An 18,515-nucleotide genomic window follows, 5' to 3' on the forward strand; every position below is an offset into this window, starting at 1 on the left:
TGGGAGCGGGCTTGCCCCGCGATTGCGGTGCGTCAATCAAATCGCATCGCGGGGCAAGCCCGCTCCCACCGCTCCAGAATCAAGCCTTGCGCGCGCCCCGCACACCCTGGGCCAGTGCCGAGCACAGCTCCAGCACATCACCCACAGCCTGATCTGCTGATTTGGCCTGGGCAATCTTGTCGACCAGCGCCGAACCGACCACCACGCCATCAGCCAGTTTGGCAATGGCTGCTGCCTGCTCTGGGGTACGGATACCGAAGCCGACGCTGATCGGCAGGTCGGTATGCCGACGCAGGCGCTCGATGGCGCTGCTGACCTGCTCACTGGTAGCCGAGCCGGCACCGGTGACACCTGCCACCGAAACGTAATAGACGAAGCCGGAGCTGCGTTCCAGCACGCGCGGCAGGCGCACGTCGTCGGTGGTCGGGGTGGTCAGGCGGATGAAATCGATACCGGATGCCTGGGCCGGGGTAGCCAGCTCAGCGTCATGCTCAGGCGGCAGGTCGACGATGATCAGACCGTCGACCCCCACTTCCTTGGCCTGGGCGACGAAGGCTTCGACGCCAAAGCGGTGGATCGGGTTGTAGTAGCCCATCAGTACGATAGGCGTAGTCTGATTGTCGACGCGGAACTCGCGGACCATCTGCAAGGTTTTCGCCAGAGTCTGGCCGGCCTCCAGGGCACGCAAGGTCGCCAACTGGATGGACACACCGTCGGCCATCGGATCGGTGAACGGCATACCCAGTTCGATTACGTCGGCGCCAGCGGCTGGCAAGCCTTTGAGAATCGCCAGCGAGGCATCGTAGCCAGGGTCGCCGGCAGTGATGAAGGTGACCAGTGCCGAGCGGCCTTCGGCCTTCAGTTCGGCGAAGCGTTGTTCGATCCGGCTCATGCCTGTTTCTCCTGGGCAGCCATATGGCTCATCACGGTTTGCATGTCTTTGTCGCCACGCCCGGACAGGCACACCACCATCAGGTGATCCTTGGGCAGGGTCGGGGCGCGTTTGATCGCTTCGGCCAGGGCGTGGGAAGTTTCCAGCGCCGGAATGATGCCTTCCAGGCGGCAGGTGGTGTGGAACGCGGCCAAGGCTTCTTCGTCGTTGATGCTGACGTACTCGACGCGTTTCACTTCATGCAGGTAGGCGTGTTCAGGGCCGATGCCAGGGTAGTCCAGGCCGGCGGAAATCGAGTGGGCGTCGGTGATCTGGCCATCGGCGTCCTGCAGCAGGTAGGTGCGGTTGCCGTGCAGCACGCCCGGAATACCGCCGGTGAGGCTGGCAGCATGCTTGTCGGTGTCGACACCATGGCCACCGGCTTCGACACCGATGATCTGCACACTAGTGTCGTCGAGGAAGTCATGGAACAGGCCCATCGCATTGGAGCCGCCGCCAACGCAGGCGATCAGGCTGTCGGGCAGGCGCCCTTCCTTCTCCTGCAGCTGGGCGCGGGTTTCCTTGCCGATAATCGACTGGAAGTCGCGCACCATCGCTGGATACGGGTGCGGGCCGGCAACGGTGCCGATCAGGTAGAAGGTGTCATCAACGTTGGTGACCCAGTCGCGCAAGGCCTCGTTCATGGCGTCCTTGAGCGTGCCAGTACCGGAGGTCACCGGAACGATCTCGGCGCCGAGCAGCTTCATGCGGAATACGTTGGCCTGTTGGCGTTCGATGTCGGTGGCGCCCATGTAGATCACGCACGGCAGGCCAAATCGGGCAGCGACGGTTGCAGTAGCAACACCATGCATGCCGGCACCGGTTTCGGCGATCAGGCGCTTTTTGCCCATGCGCTTGGCCAGCAGCACCTGGCCGATGCAGTTGTTCACCTTGTGCGCGCCGGTGTGGTTGAGTTCTTCACGTTTGAAGAAAATCTTTGCACCACCGCAGTGTTCGGTCAGACGTTCGGCGAAGTACAGCGGATTTGGACGGCCGATGTAATCACGCTGGAAGTAGGCCAGTTGTTCAAGGAATTCAGGATCGGCCTTGGCGGCTTCGTACTCGCGGGCAAGGTCGAGCACCAGCGGCATCAGGGTTTCAGCCACGTAGCGGCCGCCGAATGCGCCAAACAGGCCATTGGCATCGGGGCCGGCGCGGAAGTTGGTCTGGGTCATGGGTCGCTCCAGGGCGTAGTGAAGACTGGGAATGGCTTTACTCTACCCACGACACGCTCGGCTGAAAACCGATAAGATTGCTTGAACATGTCAGGAAAACTCACACGTCATGCGCCAGGACCTGCCTCCCCTCAACGCCCTTCGGGCCTTCGAAGTCACTGCCCGGCTGAATAGCGTCAGCCAGGCGGCGGAGCAACTGCACGTAACCCATGGTGCCGTGAGCCGGCAATTGAAGGTGCTGGAGGAGCATCTTGGGGTCAGTCTGTTCGCTAAAGACGGACGTGGCATTAAACTCACAGATGCAGGTTTGCGCTTACGCGATGCGAGCTTTGACGCCTTCGATCGCTTGCGCAGTGTGTGTGGCGAGCTGAGCCAGAGCGGTGCCGACGCACCTTTCGTGCTGGGTTGCTCGGGTAGCTTGCTGGCGCGCTGGTTCATCCCGCGGCTGGGCAGGCTCAAGGCCGATCTGCCGGAACTGCGCCTGCACTTGTCTGCCGGTGAGGGGGATCTGGACCCACGTCGTCCAGGCCTGGATGCGCTGCTGGTGTTCGCCGAGCCACCCTGGCCTGCGGATATGCAGGTTCACGTACTGACTCAGGAGCACATCGGTCCGGTACTCAGTCCGCATTTCGCCGGGTTCGCCCGCTTGCAGCAAGCACCGGCTGAGGCCTTGTTGGAAGAAACCCTGCTACAGACCTCCTCCCGCCCCCAGGCCTGGCCCAACTGGGCGCAACAACAAGGCATCGACCCGCAGGCGCTGAACTACGGCCAGGATTTCGAGCACCTGTATTACTTGCTGGAAGCCGCTGTCGCTGGCCTGGGTGTAGCAATCGCGCCGCAGCCGCTGGTGGCCGACGACTTGCGTGCCGGACGCCTGGCTGCGCCCTGGGGCTTTTGCCCGACCCAGGCGGCGCTGGCGTTGTGGGTGCCGCGACGCGCCGCGGATGGGCGCGCCGAGCAACTGGCGCAGTGGTTGCGAGCCGAACTGGCGCGCCAGAGCGATTAGTTACCGCGTTTGCACATCAGGTATGCCGCGAGCAAGCCCAGGGCACCCACCGCTACTCCGGCGGTGGTCCAGGGATGTTGCTGGGCGTAGTCGCGGGTGGCCAGGCCAGTCTCGCGCGTTCTGGTTTTCACGTCTTCGTAGGCATCGCTGAGCAGGCTGCGCGAATGACGCAAAGCGTTTTCGGCGTTGCCTTTGAGCGTCTTGAGGGTTTTGCGTGACTCATCCGAGGCGTCATCCTTGAGGCTTTCCAGCGATTTGAGCAGGCTTTCGATCTCCGCTTCCATGCTTTGCAGCGACGCTTTACGCAGCGAGTGGTTGGCCATGGTGGCTCTCCTTCGAGGTGTGAGTGAGCTGTTCTGGTTCCGACTTCGCCGAGGCGAGAAAGTGCAGTCGACTTTTTCCGCGGATGTGCCCCTCGCAGGTAAAAAAGTCTGACGCTGCTAGGCTCAAAGCTCACATTGGAAAAGGAGACGGATCATGTCGGATCATCACACTTACAAGAAAATCGAACTGGTCGGCTCGTCGCCCACCAGCATTGAAGATGCGATCAACAATGCTCTGGCGGAAGCCGGAAAAAGCATCAAGCACCTTGAATGGTTCGAAGTGGTCGACACCCGTGGACACATCAAGGACAACAAGGCGGCGCACTTTCAGGTAACGCTCAAAGTGGGATTCCGTATCGTCAATAGCTGAAACCGTGACACTGGCTTGTGCGGGTCAATTGAGTTACACAGTCTAGAGGCGCCCGGACCGGTTCCGGCGCCATCCTCCACTTTGATCTGAACAAGGAAAGCGATCGATGAAGAAGTTGGTAGTGGCACTGGGTTTGATGGCGCTGGCGGGCACTGCGCTTGCCGCGGGCAAACCGTGCGAAGAATTGAAGGGCGAAATAGCTGCAAAGCTTGATGCCAAGGGCGTCAGCGGTTACTCGTTGGAGATCGTCGACAAGGGTGCGGCCTCGAATGGCAAGGTCGTCGGGACCTGCGAAGGCGGCACCAAGGAAATCGTCTACAAGCGTGGCTGATGCCAATCGCGGGACAAGCCCGCTCCCACACAGCTAACTAGTGGGAGCGGGCTTGCCCCGCGATGAGGCCCTCAGTTCCCGCGCATGACCTGCGCCAGCAGCTCATAGGACCGAATCCGGTCCGCATGCTCATACAGGTCGCAGGTGAAGATCAGTTCGTCAGCCTGAGTCTGCTCCAGCAGTACATCAAGCTTGGCGCGGATCTTCTCTGGCCCGCCAACCATCGCCAGTCCGAGGAAATCGCCTACCGCCTCGCGTTCATGGGGCAGCCACAGACCGTCCATGCTATCTACCGGAGGCCGCTGTACCAGGCTCTGGCCGCGCATCAGGGCAAGAATCCGCTGATACACCGACGTCGCCAGGTAATTGGCCTGCTCGTCGGTGTCGGCGGCAACCAGCGGCACGCCCAGCATCACATAGGGTTTATCGAGTACAGCCGAAGGCTGGAAGTGATTGCGATAGATGCGGATGGCCTCGTGCATGTAGCGCGGAGCGAAGTGTGAGGCAAACGCATAAGGCAGACCCCGCATGCCGGCCAGTTGGGCACTGAACAGGCTGGAACCGAGCAGCCAGATCGGCACTTCGGTGCCATAGCCGGGCACGGCGATGACTTTCTGATCCGGCGTACGTGGACCGAGGTAGCGCACCAGTTCTTCGACATCATCGGGAAAATCGTCGGCGCTGCCGGAGCGCTCGCGGCGCAACGCTCGCGCGGTCATCTGGTCAGAACCCGGCGCACGCCCAAGCCCCAGGTCAATACGGCCGGGATAGAGACTTTCCAGAGTGCCGAACTGCTCGGCAATCACCAGCGGAGCATGGTTGGGCAGCATGACCCCACCAGCGCCGACGCGGATGGTCGAAGTGCCCCCGGCCAGGTAACTGAGCAGTACAGCGGTAGCCGAACTGGCAATGCCGTCCATGTTGTGGTGCTCGGCGACCCAGAAGCGGTTGTAGCCGAACTTTTCCACATGCTGGGCCAGGTCCAGCGAATTACGCAGAGACTGCGCCGGGCTACCCTCGTCGCGCACCGGTACCAGGTCGAGGGTGGAGAATTTGATATCCGCAAGTCGCTTCATGGGCTGATGAGCCTCCTGGGCATTCATTTGTCCGGCATGAGACCGGAGCCATCTCAACTCTGTATGGGCACATCCTGAGGATTCAATGCCTGGGCTGCAATCGAGATGAACTTGCCAGAGCAGCAGGCCTCTGAATTTTAGGTTGCGCACACCTGCGCCCTGTATTCACCCAGGAGGCACTATGAAAAAGACAGCATCGGCCATTTGGCAAGGTGGCCTGAAGGACGGCAAGGGTCGGCTATCCACCGAAAGTGGCGCGCTCAAGGACAATCCCTACGGTTTCAACACCCGTTTCGAGGGCCAACCCGGCACCAACCCGGAAGAGCTGATTGGCGCGGCCCATGCCGGCTGCTTCTCCATGGCGTTGTCGATGATGCTGGGTGAAGCAGGTTTTACCGCCGAGCGCATCGACACAACCGCTGAAGTCACCCTGGAAAAACAGGCTGATGGCTTCGCCATTACCGCGGTTCACCTGATTTTGAAAGCCAAGGTGCCCGGCGCCAGCGAAGCACAGTTCCTGGACGTGGCGAACAAGGCAAAGGCTGGTTGCCCGGTCTCCAGAGTGCTCAACGCAACGATCAGTCTGGACGCTACTCTGCTGGGCTGAAGTAGAACCGGGACGCGCTTCTTGTGGTCAAATGGGCGTCGGCATAATTTCTGCCGCCACAAGGAGCTGTCCCATGACCCGTGTTGCAATCGCTGTGCTGGCTTCGCTGCTGGCGACCTCTGCGCTGGCTGCGCCGAAGAACTGCGAAGAGCTCAAGGCCGAGATCGAAGCGAAGATCCAGGCCAACAATGTGAGCTCCTATACCCTGGAAATCGTCAAGAACGAAGAGGTTCACGACCAGAACATGGTGGTCGGCAGCTGTGAGGGTGGCAGCAAGAAAATCATCTACCAGAAGAATGACCGCTAGGCGTCAGGGTATGCAGAAAATGTCGTTGGCTTCCTCGGCGACCACCTTGCGTTGCGCGTCGTAGAGGTAAGCGCTGGGTTTCATAGCTGGCGCCCGGGCTTCGAGGCGATAGCGCTGGCCGGCTTCGAAGTGGTCATAGCGCACTTTCAGGTAGCAGGTGCGCTCCACCGGATTCATCGAAAAGCCCCCGGAATACACCTCGAAATCGAAACGTACGGTCAGCTCGTGCTTGCCCGGCGTGACCTGGAAGAAGCGCCCGTCGTTGAGGCGCTCGCCATCCAGGCGGTCGGCCATCAGCAATTTTCCGGGTGTCATGGTGTAGAGGTCGACCCAGGCCTGTTTGCTGTCAACGGGCGGCAAGGGGCTGGCGCAAGCCCCCAGGGTACTGAGGGCAATCAGCATCATTGGCTGGCGCATGGCAAACTCCCGCTTGCAACCTACAAAGCACAAGCATAGCGCCATTCGCGCTATCAGGTGCGCTGGCAGCCCGCCGGTAGCCCTTTGCTGACCAGGTTGCGCTGCTCGTCATAGAGCTTGGCCCATGGCCGAAAACCGATGCTGCCGGCTTCGAGCTGATAGCGTTGTCCGGCGTTGAAATCCTTGAACTTCACACTCAGCTGACAATCGCGCCACAGCGGTTCGCTGACCGGGCCGATATTGCCTGGCGTTACCGGGAACAGGTAGCGCACGGTCAACTCGTGACTGCCCGGCGACACTTCGAAATAGCGTTTGTCGGCCCAGGCCCGGTCGTCTACTTCCAGGGCATGCAAGGTATCGTCCTGACTCGGTGCAAGGTCGATCCAGGCCTGGTTGGGGTCGGGACTAGGCAGCAGCAGCCCGGCACAGCCGGACAGAAGCAGAAGAGCACTGATGACAAGCAGTGTACGCATGGTAAAACTCCAGCCGGGCAGGATAGTCTTGAAGCTGATAAGCTCTTGAGCGGATAACGGGACGCGGATGCTTCGACTATTTCTTTTATTGCGCTCAAGTCACCGGGCACTCGACCATTTTTTTCGCTACTTGGTTCCCTTGCTGGCGCTCGGGCTGCTCAACGGTTGTTCCAGTCTCAACTACTACGGGCAGCTGGCAAGCGGTCAGTTGCAGCTGTTACAGGCCCGTAAACCAGTAGCCGAGTTGGTAGCAGACCCCGCCACTCCGGCCAAACTGCGTCAACACCTGATGCAGGCCGAGCAGGCGCGGGCCTTCGCCAGTACGCAACTCAAGCTGCCGGACAATCGCAGTTACCGTGTGTATGCCGACATTGGCCGGCCGTTTGTGGTCTGGAATGTATTCGCTACCCCGGAGTTCTCTCTCGAACCACAAACCCACTGCTTCCCGATTGCCGGATGCGTTGCCTATCGCGGTTACTACAGCCAGGGCGCCGCCCGCGGTGCGGCGGCGCTGCAGAAACAGCAAGGGCTGGATGTCTATGTCGGGGGCGTGGAAGCCTACTCGACCCTGGGCTGGTTCGATGACCCGATCCTCAGCTCCATGCTGGGTTGGGGCGACGAGCGTCTGGCCAGCGTGATCTTCCATGAGCTGGCGCATCAGCGCCTGTATGTGCAGGACGACACGGCCTTCAATGAGTCCTTTGCCACCTTCGTCGAGCAGGAAGGCACCCGTCAGTGGCGTGCTTCCCGTGGTCTGCCGGCGCAAACACAGGATGACAGCCAGCAACGCGACCAGTTCGTTTCATTGGTGCTGGCCAGCCGGGAACGGCTCAAGACACTGTATGCGGCGCCGCTGACCGAGTCAGCCAAGCGTGTGGGCAAACACGCTGAGTTCGAGCGCTTGCGCCGAGATTACCGGGCCCTGCGTGATAGCCAATGGGGTGGCAAAGGGCGGTACGACGGCTGGATCAATGCACCGATGAACAATGCCAAGTTGCTGCCTTTTGGTTTGTATGACCAGTGGGTGCCGGCTTTTGCGGGGTTGTATGCCCAGGTTGAAGGGAACTGGGAGGTGTTCTATCAGCGCGTTGAAGCCTTGGGGCGGTTGTCGCTTGAGCAGCGGCGGGAGGCTTTGAAAAGCATCGCGGGGCAAGCCCGCTCCCACAGGTAGGAGCGGGCTTGTCCCGCGAATAGGCCCTCAAGCCCGCAGAAAAGCCTGATGCAGTTCACTCAAGGTCGCAAAGTGATAAGCCGGCTGCTCTGCCGTCAGCTCTTCATGACTGCCAAACCCATAACCCACCGCCACTGCCTCCAGGCCATTGCTGCGGGCGCCGATCAGGTCGTGCTTGCGGTCGCCGATCATCAGGGTCTGGGCCGGGTCCAGCGACTCTTCGGCCAGCAGGTGGGCGATCAGCTCGACCTTGTTGGTGCGGGTACCGTCGAGTTCGCTGCCGTAGATCACCTTGAAGTGATGATCAAATTCGAAATGCCGGGCAATCTCACGGGCGAATTCCCAGGGTTTGGACGTGGCGATGTACAGCGTCCTGCCCTGCCCGTTCAGGGCTGCAAGCAGTGGCTGGACACCTTCGAATACCAGGTTCTCGTACAGCCCGGTGACCTTGAAACGTTCACGGTAGAAGTTCACCGCATCCCAGGCCTTGGCCTCGTCGAAGCCATAGAACTGCATGAATGCCTGCAGCAGTGGCGGGCCAATGAAGTGTTCCAGGCGCGTCAGGTCCGGTTCATCGATGCCGAGTTTGCCCAGGGCGTACTGGATCGAACGGGTAATGCCCAGGCGCGGGTCGGTCAGGGTGCCGTCGAGGTCGAAGAGGATGTTTTGCTGGTGCATGGTTGTCTCGCTAATGGCTGTAGGCAGGTTCACTCAGGCAGGTGGTAGCCTTCGGCCAGGTGCTGGTCTTTGAGCTTCACGTAATTGCTGGCGCTGTAGGGAAAGAATGAACGTTCCTTGTCGGTCAGGGCACGGGCCTGTTTGACCGGGCTGCCGACATAGAGAAAGCCGCTTTCCAGGCGCTTGCCCGGTGGCACCAGGCTGCCGGCGCCGATGATCACGTCGTCTTCGACCACTGCACCGTCCATGATGGTAGTGCCCATGCCCACCAGGATCCGGTTGCCCAGGGTACAGCCGTGGAGCATGACTTTGTGACCAATGGTTACTTCATCGCCGATCAGCAGCGGGAAACCGTCCGGGTTGAACGGCCCGGCATGGGTGATGTGCAGCACGCTGCCATCCTGCACGCTGGTGCGTGCGCCGATGCGGATGCGGTGCATATCGCCGCGGATCACTGTCAGCGGCCACACCGAGCTGTCCGCGCCAATCTCGACATCGCCCAGCACCACGGCGCTGCGGTCGACGAAGGCGCGCTCGCCGAGGCGCGGTGAATGGTTCTGGAAACTGCGGATGGCCATGATAGGGGTTCTCTTTAGTGTTGATAGGGCTGCGGTCGGCGTCGATTGTAATTAAGATGGTCCGGTGTTTCTTCTGCCAAGGTGTTTAACCGTGAGTGCGAACAACCCGCTACTGCAGTCTTATGACTTGCCGCCCTTCTCGGCAATCCGTGCCGAGCATGTGCAGCCGGCGATTGAACAGATCCTGGCCGACAACCGTACCGCCATTGCCGAAATCCTCAAGACCCAGGGCCAGAAGCCAAGCTGGGCCGGTCTGGTGCTGGCCATGGACGAACTCAATGACCGCCTGGGCGCCGCCTGGAGCCCGGTCAGTCACCTCAATGCCGTGTGCAACAGCGCCGAGTTGCGTGAAGCCTACGAGGCCTGCCTGCCGGCATTGAGCGCCTATGCCACTGAACTGGGCCAGAACCGTGAGCTGTTCCAGGCCTACGAAGCGCTGATCGCCAGCCCTGAAGCGGCTGGCTTCGATGTCGCGCAAAAGACTATTCTCGAACACGCTCTGCGTGACTTCCGCCTGTCGGGTATCGACCTGCCAGCCGATCAGCAGCAGCGTTACGCGCAAGTGCAGAGCAAGCTCAGCGAACTGGGCAGCCGCTTCTCCAACCAGTTGCTCGACGCCACTCAAGCCTGGACCAAGCACGTCAGCGATGAAGCCGCACTGGCCGGCCTGACCGATTCGGCCAAGGCGCAGATGGCTGCCGCTGCTCAGGCCAAGGGCCTCGACGGCTGGCTGATCAGCCTGGAGTTCCCCAGCTATTACGCGGTGATGACCTACGCCGAAGACCGCGCCTTGCGTGAAGAGATCTACGCCGCTTACTGCACCCGCGCCTCCGATCAGGGCCCGAATGCAGGCCAGTTCGACAACGGCCCGGTGATGCGCGAGATCCTCGACCTGCGCCAGGAGCTGGCCGAACTGCTTGGTTATGCCGACTTTGCCGAGCTGAGCCTGGCCACCAAAATGGCCGAGTCCAGCGACCAGGTGCTGAGCTTCCTGCGTGACCTGGCCAAGCGCAGCAAGCCATTTGCCGTCCAGGACCTGGCCCAGCTCAAGGCCTATGCCGCTGAGCAGGGCTGCCCGGATCTGCAGAGCTGGGACAGCGGTTTCTACGGCGAAAAACTCCGTGAGCAGCGCTACAGCGTTTCCCAGGAAACCCTGCGTGCCTACTTCCCCATCGACAAGGTGCTCTCCGGCCTGTTCGCCATCGTCCAGCGTCTGTACGGCATCGAGATTGCCGAACTCAAGGGCTTCGACACCTGGCACCCGGATGTACGCCTGTTCGAAATCAAGGAAAACGGTCACCACGTCGGCCGCTTCTTCTTCGACCTCTACGCACGTGCCAACAAGCGTGGCGGTGCCTGGATGGACGGCGCGCGCGATCGTCGCCGTACCGAAGCAGGCGTCCTGCAGAGCCCGGTGGCGAACCTGGTGTGCAACTTCACCCCGGCAGCTCCCGGCAAGCCGGCGCTGCTCACCCACGATGAAGTCACCACCCTGTTCCACGAGTTCGGTCATGGTCTGCATCACCTGCTGACCCGCATCGAGCATGCCGGCGTTTCCGGAATCAATGGTGTGGCCTGGGATGCCGTGGAGCTGCCAAGCCAGTTCATGGAAAACTGGTGCTGGGAGCCTGAAGGCCTGGCGCTGATCTCCGCTCATTACGAAACCGGCGCCGCCCTGCCCCAGGACCTGCTGGAGAAGATGCTGGCGGCGAAGAACTTCCAGTCCGGGCTGATGATGGTCCGCCAGCTGGAGTTCTCGCTGTTCGACTTCGAACTGCACGCCAGCCATGGCGACGGTCGCAGCGTACTGGAAGTGCTTGAAGGCATCCGCGATGAGGTTTCGGTCATGCGTCCACCGGCGTACAACCGCTTCCCCAACAGCTTTGCGCATATCTTCGCAGGTGGTTATGCCGCCGGTTATTACAGCTACAAGTGGGCTGAAGTGCTCTCCGCCGATGCCTTCTCGCGTTTCGAAGAAGAAGGCGTGCTCAATGCTGAAACCGGCCGTGCCTTCCGTGACGCGATCCTGGCACGTGGCGGTTCTCAGGAGCCGATGCTGCTGTTCGTCGACTTCCGTGGCCGTGAGCCGTCAATCGATGCACTCTTGCGCCATTGTGGCCTGAGTGAGGAAGTGGCGGCATGAGTGATGGGCCTGTGATCACCAAGAAGCGTTTTATCGCCGGGGCGGTCTGCCCGGCGTGCAGCGAGCCGGACAAGCTGATGATGTGGAGCGAAGACAGTGTTCCGCATCGTGAGTGCGTAGCCTGCGGGTTCTCCGACACCCTCAACGAACAGGGGTTGTCGGTACCAAAAGAACTGGGCACCCGGGTCAACAAGGTCGAGGTCAAACCGGCCGAGGTCAAGGTGCAGACGGTGCAGTTCTTCCCCAATCCCAAGCTGAAAAAGCCGGCGGAGTAAACTGCTGCGGCGCCTCGGTAGCACTATCGAGGCGCCGCTCTGCGGTATTTAACTAGATAAGTTCGAGCGTTTTGCGCCGCTAGGTTGTGGGTCTGATCCCTCAACTCAAAGCGTGCGCCATGACCCGTCCCAACCCGCTGCTACAACCCTTCGATCTATTCCCCTACGCCCAGGTACAGGTAGCAGACCTTCAGCCCGCTATACAGCACATCGTCGAAGCAAGCCGCACGACCTTGGCCACCATTCTCGCACGCGAAGCTGATACGCCGAGCTGGAACGGCTTGGTGCTGGCTGTCGAAGAACTGGACAAGCGGCTGGACGACACTTTTTACGCCTTGGTACCGCTGGCATTTACCAACGAGGCGTGGGGCGCTGCTGTTGATGCCTGTGATGCTGAGCGTAGCGCCTATCGCGCCGAGAAGTACCGGAACCTGGCGCTGTTCAACGCCTACAAACGGCTCGAGGTTGCCAGCCTCACTGTAGAACAACACACCGTACTGAAGCTCATCATTCGAGATTTTAAACTTGGGGGGGCGAATCTTGCTGTCGCCGAGCAAGCCCTGTTAGCCCGCCAGGTAGCAGCCATTGTTGGCCTGGAGGCGAGTTTCCGCGACAACCTTGGTATGGCATCAGCGCAATGGAGCAAGCACATCACTGATGTCGGTGAGTTGGCAGGTGTGCCGGATGCCGACCTGGCAATCATGCAGCACCAGGCCCAAGCCAGCGAGCGCAGTGGCTGGTTGTTGACGCTTGATGAGACCGCCTGCAAAACCATCCTGCGCTACGCCGAGCGTCGTGAGTTGCGCAAAGAACTGTACCTGGCGTATGCCACGCGGGCCTCGGATCAAGTGCCGGGGCAATCCCAGTACGACAATGCTCCGGTCTTGCAGGCGTTGCTGCGCTTACGTCACGAAAAGGCGCAGCTCATGGGTTTCAGCAATTTTGCCGAACTAAGCCTGGAAACCAAGGCTGCGCAGTCGACAGCTGAAGTGGAAACGTTCTTGAACAGGCTGATAGCGCGCGACCGGCCACGACTTGAGCGTGAGGCCGATCAACTGCGTGCCTTCGCCCAGCAACAGGGGTGTGATGATCTGCAGCCATGGGACTACGAGTTTTACGCGCAGAAAATGCGTCAGCGTGGGGGATCCGACCCTGATCAAGTCCTGTGCGAGTATTTTTCCTATGAGACTGCGCTGAATGGACTGATTGAGCTGGCCGAACAGCTGTACGGCATTTCGATAGACACGCTTGAGGCTGAGGCCTGGCACCCAGCAGTACGGGTATTGCAAATTACCGAGGCTCGGGAGGTTCTCGGCCATATCTACCTCGACACGTTTTCCCGTCCAGGAAAGCCGGCCTGGCCCTGGTCGTTTGCCATGCGCAATCGACACGTCAATACCGGTGGTGATGTCTCGCGACCTGTGGCGGTCCTGTTTGGTGATTACGCAACCGAAGGCATGCTGTTCGGGCATCTGGACCTGCGCAAACTGTTTCACGAATTTCATCATTGCCTGCATCAGATATTGATGACCAATGATCACAGGCGCTTGAACAGTATTCATGAGCTAGGCCATGGCGTGACCGAGTTCGCCGGTAAACTCCTGGAGCAATGGTGCTGGTCAGCTCAGGCCATGCAGCCTATTTCCAGGCACAGAACAGTCGGTGAGTCCGCTTCTCTGGCTGCTATACAGCAGTGGCTGGCGGCGAGGGAAACACAGCGTGGGCTAGAGGATGCCGAGGAACTGAAGAAAGCGTCGCTCGATTTTGGGCTGCACCGTGGCCATGGCGATCGGCGCAGCATCGAGCACGTCACTGCGGATGTCTGCGCCCGCACCCAGGTGCTGCCGTTGGCAAACAATGAGCGCTTTGCCAACGGTTTTGATTACATGGTCACTGGCTACGAAGCGGGTTACTACTGCTATCTGTGGGCCGAAGAGCACGCCGCCGTGGTGTTTGCCTGGTTCCGCAAATATGGCGTTGCCGACCAGCGCCTGGGGCAGGCAATGCGAGATGAACTGCTGGCACCCGGGGCGTCGCGATCAATGGCGGCATCCATTCAGGCTTTCCTTGACCGTGCGCAATCAATCGTCAGCGCCGACTGACTGCTCAGCGGTAGTGGAAATTGAAACTTACTCCGAGTACTGTATATAAAAACAGTGCTCGGGGGTTTTATTGATGTTCCCACCTCAAGGCCCGCTACGGGGGCGTGGCACCACCAGCAACCCCCACAATCGCTTTGCCCCCAATCGCTCCGTGGCCGAAGACGACGGCTGGTACCAGGAAGTGCCCCTGACCCAGGGTACCGAGGTACGCATCGAAACCGCCAAAAGCATCATCACTCGCAACACCTCTCCGGACCTGCCTTTTGACCGCTCGATCAATCCTTACCGCGGCTGTGAGCACGGCTGTATCTACTGCTATGCACGACCTAGCCATGCATATTGGGACTTGTCCCCGGGGTTGGATTTCGAAACCAAGCTGATTGCCAAGACCAATGCCGCAACGGTGCTCGAGCAGCAATTGAACAAGCCGGGTTATGTCTGTGCACCGATCAACCTGGGTTCCAACACCGACCCTTACCAGCCCATCGAGCGCGAGCAAAAGTTGACCCGCCAATTGCTGGAAGTGCTGCTGCGCTATCGCCACCCGGTCACTATTGTCACCAAAGGCTCACTGATTCTTCGTGACCTGGACCTGCTCACTGAACTTGCCCGGCAGCGCTTGGTGGCGGTGATGATCAGCCTGACCACGCTCGACGATGAACTCAAGCGCACGCTGGAGCCACGTGCGGCAGCGCCCAAGGCACGGCTGCGGGCAATCCGTGTGCTCAGTGAAGCTGGCATTCCGGTTGGGGTGCTGTGTTCGCCGATGATCCCGATGATCAACGACAGCGAACTGGAGCATTTGCTGGAGGCTGCCAAGGCCAATGGTGCCCTCAGTGCTGCCTACATGATGCTGCGCCTGCCACTGGAGGTTGCCCCCCTGTTTGAGCAATGGCTGCAAGATCATTACCCGCAGAGGGCCAATCATGTGTTGAGCCTGATTCGCCAGAGCCGCGGCGGCGAGCTGTACGACAGCCGCTTTGGTGCACGCATGCGCGGCGAAGGCGTTTTTGCCGAACTGCTGGCGCAGCGTTTCAGCAAGGCCATTCGCCGTTTGGGGCTGAACCGGCGTGAAGGCTATACGCTTGATTGCAGTGCTTTTTGTCCGCCTGGCCGGCAAATGTCGTTGCTCTGATTTCAATAATGGGTATTGGCCAGTGATGTTTTTTTGATACTATTTCGACACCTCTTCTTCGCTCTGGAACGCCCGTTCTAGAGCCTCGCAATTCAGTTTGAGTTAAGTTTCGCCGAGTAGCGTAGGCATTCAGTCAACGACTGATGTGATTGTTGGTGCGTGCAAGTCATCCAAATGACATGCGCTGTTTGAATCATCAACCCGGTAAAATGGACTTAACCTAAAACCGTCAAAGAGGATGAATCATGCCCGTCAAGGACCCATCCAAGGTTGTTCCGCAAGCACCTGCCGAGAGCGCCGATGCCGCCCTTAAGCATATCGTCGACGGCTTTCTGCGGTTTCACCACGATGTCTTTCCTGAGCAGCAGGAGTTGTTCAAGAAACTCGCCACCGCGCAAACGCCCCGTGCGATGTTCATTACCTGCGCTGACTCACGCATCGTGCCTGAGCTGATCACCCAGAGCTCCCCCGGCGACCTGTTCGTTACCCGCAACGTCGGTAACGTGGTACCGCCTTACGGGCAGATGAACGGCGGTGTTTCTACCGCTATCGAATATGCGGTTCTGGCCCTCGGCGTACACCACATCATCATCTGCGGTCACTCCGATTGCGGTGCCATGCGTGCGGTACTCAATCCCCAGAGCCTCGAGAAGATGCCAACGGTCAAAGCCTGGCTGCGTCATGCCGAGGTTGCCCGCACCGTGGTCGAGGACAATTGCTCCTGCGGCAGCGAGCATGAAAGCATGCAGGTACTGACCAAAGAAAACGTCATTGCCCAATTGCACCACCTGCGCACCCATCCTTCGGTAGCGTCGCGCCTGGCTGCCGGCCAGCTGTACATCCATGGCTGGATCTATGACATCGAAACCAGCCAGATCGAAGCCTACGACGCCGCGAGCGACAGTTTCCTGCCCCTGGCTGCTGGTCAGCCAATCCCTTGCGCCACCCCGAGAGGACGCTACTAAGCGTCCCTGACACCCCCGCGACAACCTGATTGACGGCTGCACCTGCTCGGTGCGGCCTGGTCATCGGCTGCCTTGAATTTCCCTGACTGCCTTGCCGGCCTGCCGGCGGTATGCGCCTGCTCGTGCATCAGGGGTGTGCTATCGGCCATTGGAATGGTCGTAAACGTGAGAGAAGGAGTGACACGGTGAACAAGACACAGATCAAAGCGGCGTTGCCGCGTGAATTACTGGCCTCGGTGGTGGTGTTTCTGGTCGCCCTGCCGCTGTGCATGGGCATCGCCATTGCCTCGGGCATGCCGCCCGCCAAGGGCCTGATTACCGGGATCATCGGCGGTATCGTGGTCGGTTGGCTCGCGGGCTCGCCGCTGCAGGTCAGCGGTCCGGCTGCGGGCCTGGTCGTGTTGGTGTTTGAACTGGTACGCCAGCATGGCGTGGCGATGCTTGGCCCGATCCTGCTGCTGGCGGGCTTGCTGCAATTGCTCGCCGGACGTCTGCGACTGGGCTGCTGGTTCCGGGTGACGGCGCCGGCCGTGGTTTACGGCATGCTCGCCGGTATCGGCGTGTTGATCGTGCTGTCCCAAGTGCATGTGATGTTCGACGGTGCACCGCAGCCGTCGGGGCTTGCCAACCTGATGGCCTTTCCGGCAACGGTCAGCCAGGCACTACCACTGGAAAGCCAGGGTAACGGCTGGAAGGCTGCAGCATTGGGATTTGGCACTATCGCGGTGATGTGGAGTTGGGAGCGCTTGCGCCCGCAGTCGTTGCGGTTCGTGCCCGGCGCCTTGCTCGGTGTCGCCTTGATGACGGCGATCAGTCTCTGGTTGGCCCTGCCGGTCAACCGTGTCCAGGTGCCTGCGGATCTGAGTCAGGCCATCGACTGGTTGCGTCCGGCCGACCTGCTCAATCTTGCCGATCCGAACCTGCTGGTTGCAGCCTTTGCCCTGGCCTTTATCGCCAGCGCTGAAACCTTGTTGTCCGCTGCCGCCGTGGACCGCATGCACAATGGTCAGCGCTCGGACTTTGACCGTGAACTATCGGCCCAAGGCGTGGGCAACATGCTCTGTGGCGTGCTCGGTGCGTTGCCGATGACCGGGGTGATCGTGCGCAGCTCGGCCAACGTCCAGGCCGGTGCACGCACGCGGCTGTCAGCAATTCTGCATGGCGTCTGGCTGTTGGCGTTCGTGGTGGTGCTCAGCAGCGTGCTGCAGCAGATACCGGTGGCGAGTCTGGCGGGTGTGCTGGTGTACACCGGCATCAAACTGGTCGACTTCAAGGCCTTTCGTGGCCTTGGCCGATATGGCCGGATGCCGATGTTCACCTATGCCGCTACAGCGTTGGCGATCATCTTCACCGACCTGCTGAGCGGCGTGCTGCTGGGCTTCGCCCTGACCTTGCTGAAGCTGGCACTGAAGGCGGCACGCCTGAAGATCAGTGTGGCCAGCCTCGATGTGCCGGGTCACCTGGAGCTGCGTCTGAGCGGTGCGGCGACCTTTCTCAAGGTGCCAGCACTGGCTCAGGTGCTTGAGGGCATTCCTGCCGGCACCACGTTGCATGTCCCGCTGGCCAACCTCAGTTATATCGACCACTCCTGCCTGGAGTTGCTTGAGGATTGGGGGCGCGCCAATGCCGGCAATGGCTCGCGCCTGGTGATCGAGCAGCGCCGACTCAAACGCCGAGTCGAAGGGCGGGTGCGCACCACGGCCGGATTGGGCGCGTGACGCTATCGCGGGGCCAGTTGTCCAGTGGGAGCGGGCTTGCCCCGCGATGCTTTGCGCTTCAAGCCGACTGATCCAGCTCCAGCCCCACACCCAATTGCCGCGACAGGCACGGCCAGCGTTTCCACGCGGCGCCTGTGTCCGGGCTGCTGAGTTTGTCGCGGTATTGCTCGACCGATTCCAGGGCGAAGCTCTCTTCATTGAGCATCTCATCTACCGAGTGGTGCACCACTTCATCCAGCTGGTTGGCGAATTCTTCGCCGATCAACTGATGGGCAATCAGGTTGGCCACGGTGGTATCCAGCGGGATCAACGGCTGATTGAAGTGCTTGATGTACAGGTCGTTCACTTCTTCCACCAGACGGTGTGCCAGGTAGGCTTCGTCCAGCAGGCAGCCCAGGCCCAGATGGGTGTTGGTGATGGCTGGCGGTTGCAGGAAATACTGTTCGGCGATTTTCAGCACGGGTTTGATCTGCGACTCGATGCCGGCTTCGCGGGCCACCTCATTGGCAGCCTCGAGCATTTCCGGAACCTGGTCGATGTAAGCGCTGACGAAGCGCGCCAAGGCGCCTTGGGCGTCGCTTTCCGGTAGCTGGATCGAAGGATGCAGGTGCGGCAGTTGTTTGCTCAGCTGTTCTTTCAGTTGGCCGGTTTCGGTCTCATGTTGATGGGCACGGGTGATCTGCTCGCGCAAAGCGGCGATGTTCATGACAACTCCAGGGTAAAGGCGTGACAAA

The 18,515-nt window shown here is 60.4% G+C and carries 21 protein-coding genes; 12 read left to right on the forward strand and 9 right to left on the reverse strand.

Annotated elements, in window-relative coordinates; genetic code table 11:
* Positions 1-79: 79 nt before the first annotated feature.
* Both trpA and trpB read right to left on the reverse strand, forming a co-directional pair.
* Positions 80-892, reverse strand: coding sequence for a tryptophan synthase subunit alpha (gene trpA / locus ACO6VD_RS24570; RefSeq protein WP_422422543.1), 813 nt, complete (start codon positions 890-892; stop codon positions 80-82).
* A complete protein-coding gene (gene trpB / locus ACO6VD_RS24575) occupies positions 889-2,106 on the reverse strand; it encodes a tryptophan synthase subunit beta (protein WP_400173946.1) in 1,218 nt (405 codons plus the stop codon). Before trpB ends, trpA begins: the two co-directional genes overlap by 4 nt.
* Positions 2,107-2,215: 109 nt before the next feature.
* On the opposite strand from trpB, the gene ACO6VD_RS24580 reads away from it, so the two are divergent.
* Complete coding sequence (locus ACO6VD_RS24580) at positions 2,216-3,112, forward strand: LysR family transcriptional regulator (RefSeq protein ID WP_422422544.1); 897 nt, start codon at positions 2,216-2,218, stop codon at positions 3,110-3,112.
* Here the strand turns inward: ACO6VD_RS24580 and ACO6VD_RS24585 are convergent.
* Entirely contained in the window at positions 3,109-3,435 is a 327-nt protein-coding gene (locus ACO6VD_RS24585; RefSeq protein WP_400173948.1) for a YqjD family protein, read from the reverse strand. The genes ACO6VD_RS24580 and ACO6VD_RS24585 overlap by 4 nt on opposite strands.
* A 154-nt stretch (positions 3,436-3,589) precedes the next feature.
* Between ACO6VD_RS24585 and ACO6VD_RS24590 the strand changes: the two genes are divergently transcribed.
* The gene (locus tag ACO6VD_RS24590; protein ID WP_136473856.1) at positions 3,590-3,805 is read left to right on the forward strand and encodes a dodecin; all 216 of its coding nucleotides are present in this window, start codon (positions 3,590-3,592) and stop codon (positions 3,803-3,805) included.
* 106 nt (positions 3,806-3,911) lie between these two features.
* Positions 3,912-4,136: a DUF1161 domain-containing protein gene (locus ACO6VD_RS24595; RefSeq protein ID WP_422422545.1), complete on the forward strand. Its 225-nt coding sequence runs from the start codon at positions 3,912-3,914 to the stop codon at positions 4,134-4,136.
* A 71-nt stretch (positions 4,137-4,207) separates the two neighbouring features.
* Here ACO6VD_RS24595 and ACO6VD_RS24600 read toward each other — a convergent pair whose 3' ends face one another.
* On the reverse strand, positions 4,208-5,212 hold the full coding sequence (locus tag ACO6VD_RS24600) for an LLM class flavin-dependent oxidoreductase (RefSeq protein ID WP_422422546.1): 1,005 nt from the start codon (positions 5,210-5,212) through the stop codon (positions 4,208-4,210).
* A 181-nt stretch (positions 5,213-5,393) separates the two neighbouring features.
* On the opposite strand from ACO6VD_RS24600, the gene ACO6VD_RS24605 reads away from it, so the two are divergent.
* Complete coding sequence (locus tag ACO6VD_RS24605) at positions 5,394-5,819, forward strand: OsmC family protein (RefSeq protein ID WP_422422547.1); 426 nt, start codon at positions 5,394-5,396, stop codon at positions 5,817-5,819.
* A gap of 73 nt (positions 5,820-5,892) precedes the next feature.
* Positions 5,893-6,126, forward strand: a complete 234-nt coding sequence (locus ACO6VD_RS24610) for a DUF1161 domain-containing protein (protein WP_400173952.1) — start codon at positions 5,893-5,895, stop codon at positions 6,124-6,126.
* Positions 6,127-6,129: 3 nt separating this feature from the next.
* Here ACO6VD_RS24610 and ACO6VD_RS24615 read toward each other — a convergent pair whose 3' ends face one another.
* Together ACO6VD_RS24615 and ACO6VD_RS24620 are read right to left on the reverse strand one after the other, a co-directional pair.
* Entirely contained in the window at positions 6,130-6,543 is a 414-nt protein-coding gene (locus tag ACO6VD_RS24615; RefSeq protein ID WP_422422548.1) for a hypothetical protein, read from the reverse strand.
* A 53-nt stretch (positions 6,544-6,596) separates the two neighbouring features.
* A complete protein-coding gene (locus ACO6VD_RS24620) occupies positions 6,597-7,016 on the reverse strand; it encodes a hypothetical protein (protein ID WP_422422549.1) in 420 nt (139 codons plus the stop codon).
* A 67-nt stretch (positions 7,017-7,083) separates the two neighbouring features.
* Between ACO6VD_RS24620 and ACO6VD_RS24625 the strand changes: the two genes are divergently transcribed.
* Complete coding sequence (locus ACO6VD_RS24625) at positions 7,084-8,187, forward strand: aminopeptidase (RefSeq protein ID WP_422422550.1); 1,104 nt, start codon at positions 7,084-7,086, stop codon at positions 8,185-8,187.
* 27 nt (positions 8,188-8,214) lie between these two features.
* On the opposite strand, the gene ACO6VD_RS24630 is transcribed toward ACO6VD_RS24625, so the two are convergent.
* Entirely contained in the window at positions 8,215-8,865 is a 651-nt protein-coding gene (locus tag ACO6VD_RS24630; RefSeq protein ID WP_422422551.1) for an HAD family hydrolase, read from the reverse strand.
* A gap of 29 nt (positions 8,866-8,894) precedes the next feature.
* Positions 8,895-9,443, reverse strand: a complete 549-nt coding sequence (locus ACO6VD_RS24635) for a gamma carbonic anhydrase family protein (RefSeq protein ID WP_422422552.1) — start codon at positions 9,441-9,443, stop codon at positions 8,895-8,897.
* 91 nt (positions 9,444-9,534) lie between these two features.
* Here ACO6VD_RS24635 and prlC point away from each other — a divergent pair, with 91 nt between their 5' ends.
* From prlC to ACO6VD_RS24665, 6 genes are all read left to right on the forward strand, one after another.
* A complete protein-coding gene (prlC, locus tag ACO6VD_RS24640; protein WP_422422553.1) occupies positions 9,535-11,586 on the forward strand; it encodes an oligopeptidase A in 2,052 nt (683 codons plus the stop codon).
* Positions 11,583-11,861, forward strand: a complete 279-nt coding sequence (locus tag ACO6VD_RS24645; protein WP_422422554.1) for a YheV family putative zinc ribbon protein — start codon at positions 11,583-11,585, stop codon at positions 11,859-11,861. Before prlC ends, ACO6VD_RS24645 begins: the two co-directional genes overlap by 4 nt.
* A 119-nt stretch (positions 11,862-11,980) precedes the next feature.
* Entirely contained in the window at positions 11,981-13,963 is a 1,983-nt protein-coding gene (locus ACO6VD_RS24650; protein WP_422422555.1) for a M3 family metallopeptidase, read from the forward strand.
* A 73-nt stretch (positions 13,964-14,036) separates the two neighbouring features.
* Positions 14,037-15,098, forward strand: a complete 1,062-nt coding sequence (locus ACO6VD_RS24655) for a PA0069 family radical SAM protein (protein WP_422422556.1) — start codon at positions 14,037-14,039, stop codon at positions 15,096-15,098.
* 245 nt (positions 15,099-15,343) lie between these two features.
* Positions 15,344-16,063, forward strand: a complete 720-nt coding sequence (locus ACO6VD_RS24660) for a carbonic anhydrase (protein ID WP_422422557.1) — start codon at positions 15,344-15,346, stop codon at positions 16,061-16,063.
* A gap of 185 nt (positions 16,064-16,248) precedes the next feature.
* Complete coding sequence (locus ACO6VD_RS24665; protein ID WP_422422558.1) at positions 16,249-17,781, forward strand: SulP family inorganic anion transporter; 1,533 nt, start codon at positions 16,249-16,251, stop codon at positions 17,779-17,781.
* 58 nt (positions 17,782-17,839) lie between these two features.
* Here ACO6VD_RS24665 and ACO6VD_RS24670 read toward each other — a convergent pair whose 3' ends face one another.
* Positions 17,840-18,487 (reverse strand): hypothetical protein, encoded by a 648-nt coding sequence (locus ACO6VD_RS24670; protein ID WP_422422559.1) that lies wholly within the window; start codon positions 18,485-18,487, stop codon positions 17,840-17,842.
* Positions 18,488-18,515: the final 28 nt, after the last annotated feature.

It is taken from the genome of Pseudomonas sp. GZD-222 (assembly GCF_049310525.1).
Taxonomy (GTDB): Bacteria; Pseudomonadota; Gammaproteobacteria; order Pseudomonadales; family Pseudomonadaceae; genus Aquipseudomonas.

Bases quoted from the DNA above. Each gene is read 5' to 3' on its own strand.
- ACO6VD_RS24600 (WP_422422546.1), bottom strand. From the start codon at position 5,212: ATGAAGCGACTTGCGGATATCAAATTCTCCACCCTCGACCTGGTACCG.
- ACO6VD_RS24585 (WP_400173948.1), bottom strand. From the start codon at position 3,435: ATGGCCAACCACTCGCTGCGTAAAGCGTCGCTGCAAAGCATGGAAGCG.
- ACO6VD_RS24610 (WP_400173952.1), top strand. From the start codon at position 5,893: ATGACCCGTGTTGCAATCGCTGTGCTGGCTTCGCTGCTGGCGACCTCT.
- ACO6VD_RS24635 (WP_422422552.1), bottom strand. From the start codon at position 9,443: ATGGCCATCCGCAGTTTCCAGAACCATTCACCGCGCCTCGGCGAGCGC.
- ACO6VD_RS24660 (WP_422422557.1), top strand. From the start codon at position 15,344: ATGCCCGTCAAGGACCCATCCAAGGTTGTTCCGCAAGCACCTGCCGAG.
- ACO6VD_RS24670 (WP_422422559.1), bottom strand. From the start codon at position 18,487: ATGAACATCGCCGCTTTGCGCGAGCAGATCACCCGTGCCCATCAACAT.
- ACO6VD_RS24645 (WP_422422554.1), top strand. From the start codon at position 11,583: ATGAGTGATGGGCCTGTGATCACCAAGAAGCGTTTTATCGCCGGGGCG.
- ACO6VD_RS24595 (WP_422422545.1), top strand. From the start codon at position 3,912: ATGAAGAAGTTGGTAGTGGCACTGGGTTTGATGGCGCTGGCGGGCACT.
- ACO6VD_RS24620 (WP_422422549.1), bottom strand. From the start codon at position 7,016: ATGCGTACACTGCTTGTCATCAGTGCTCTTCTGCTTCTGTCCGGCTGT.
- ACO6VD_RS24580 (WP_422422544.1), top strand. From the start codon at position 2,216: ATGCGCCAGGACCTGCCTCCCCTCAACGCCCTTCGGGCCTTCGAAGTC.
- ACO6VD_RS24650 (WP_422422555.1), top strand. From the start codon at position 11,981: ATGACCCGTCCCAACCCGCTGCTACAACCCTTCGATCTATTCCCCTAC.
- ACO6VD_RS24590 (WP_136473856.1), top strand. From the start codon at position 3,590: ATGTCGGATCATCACACTTACAAGAAAATCGAACTGGTCGGCTCGTCG.
- ACO6VD_RS24655 (WP_422422556.1), top strand. From the start codon at position 14,037: ATGTTCCCACCTCAAGGCCCGCTACGGGGGCGTGGCACCACCAGCAAC.
- trpB (WP_400173946.1), bottom strand. From the start codon at position 2,106: ATGACCCAGACCAACTTCCGCGCCGGCCCCGATGCCAATGGCCTGTTT.
- ACO6VD_RS24625 (WP_422422550.1), top strand. From the start codon at position 7,084: ATGCTTCGACTATTTCTTTTATTGCGCTCAAGTCACCGGGCACTCGAC.
- ACO6VD_RS24630 (WP_422422551.1), bottom strand. From the start codon at position 8,865: ATGCACCAGCAAAACATCCTCTTCGACCTCGACGGCACCCTGACCGAC.
- ACO6VD_RS24615 (WP_422422548.1), bottom strand. From the start codon at position 6,543: ATGCGCCAGCCAATGATGCTGATTGCCCTCAGTACCCTGGGGGCTTGC.
- ACO6VD_RS24605 (WP_422422547.1), top strand. From the start codon at position 5,394: ATGAAAAAGACAGCATCGGCCATTTGGCAAGGTGGCCTGAAGGACGGC.
- trpA (WP_422422543.1), bottom strand. From the start codon at position 892: ATGAGCCGGATCGAACAACGCTTCGCCGAACTGAAGGCCGAAGGCCGC.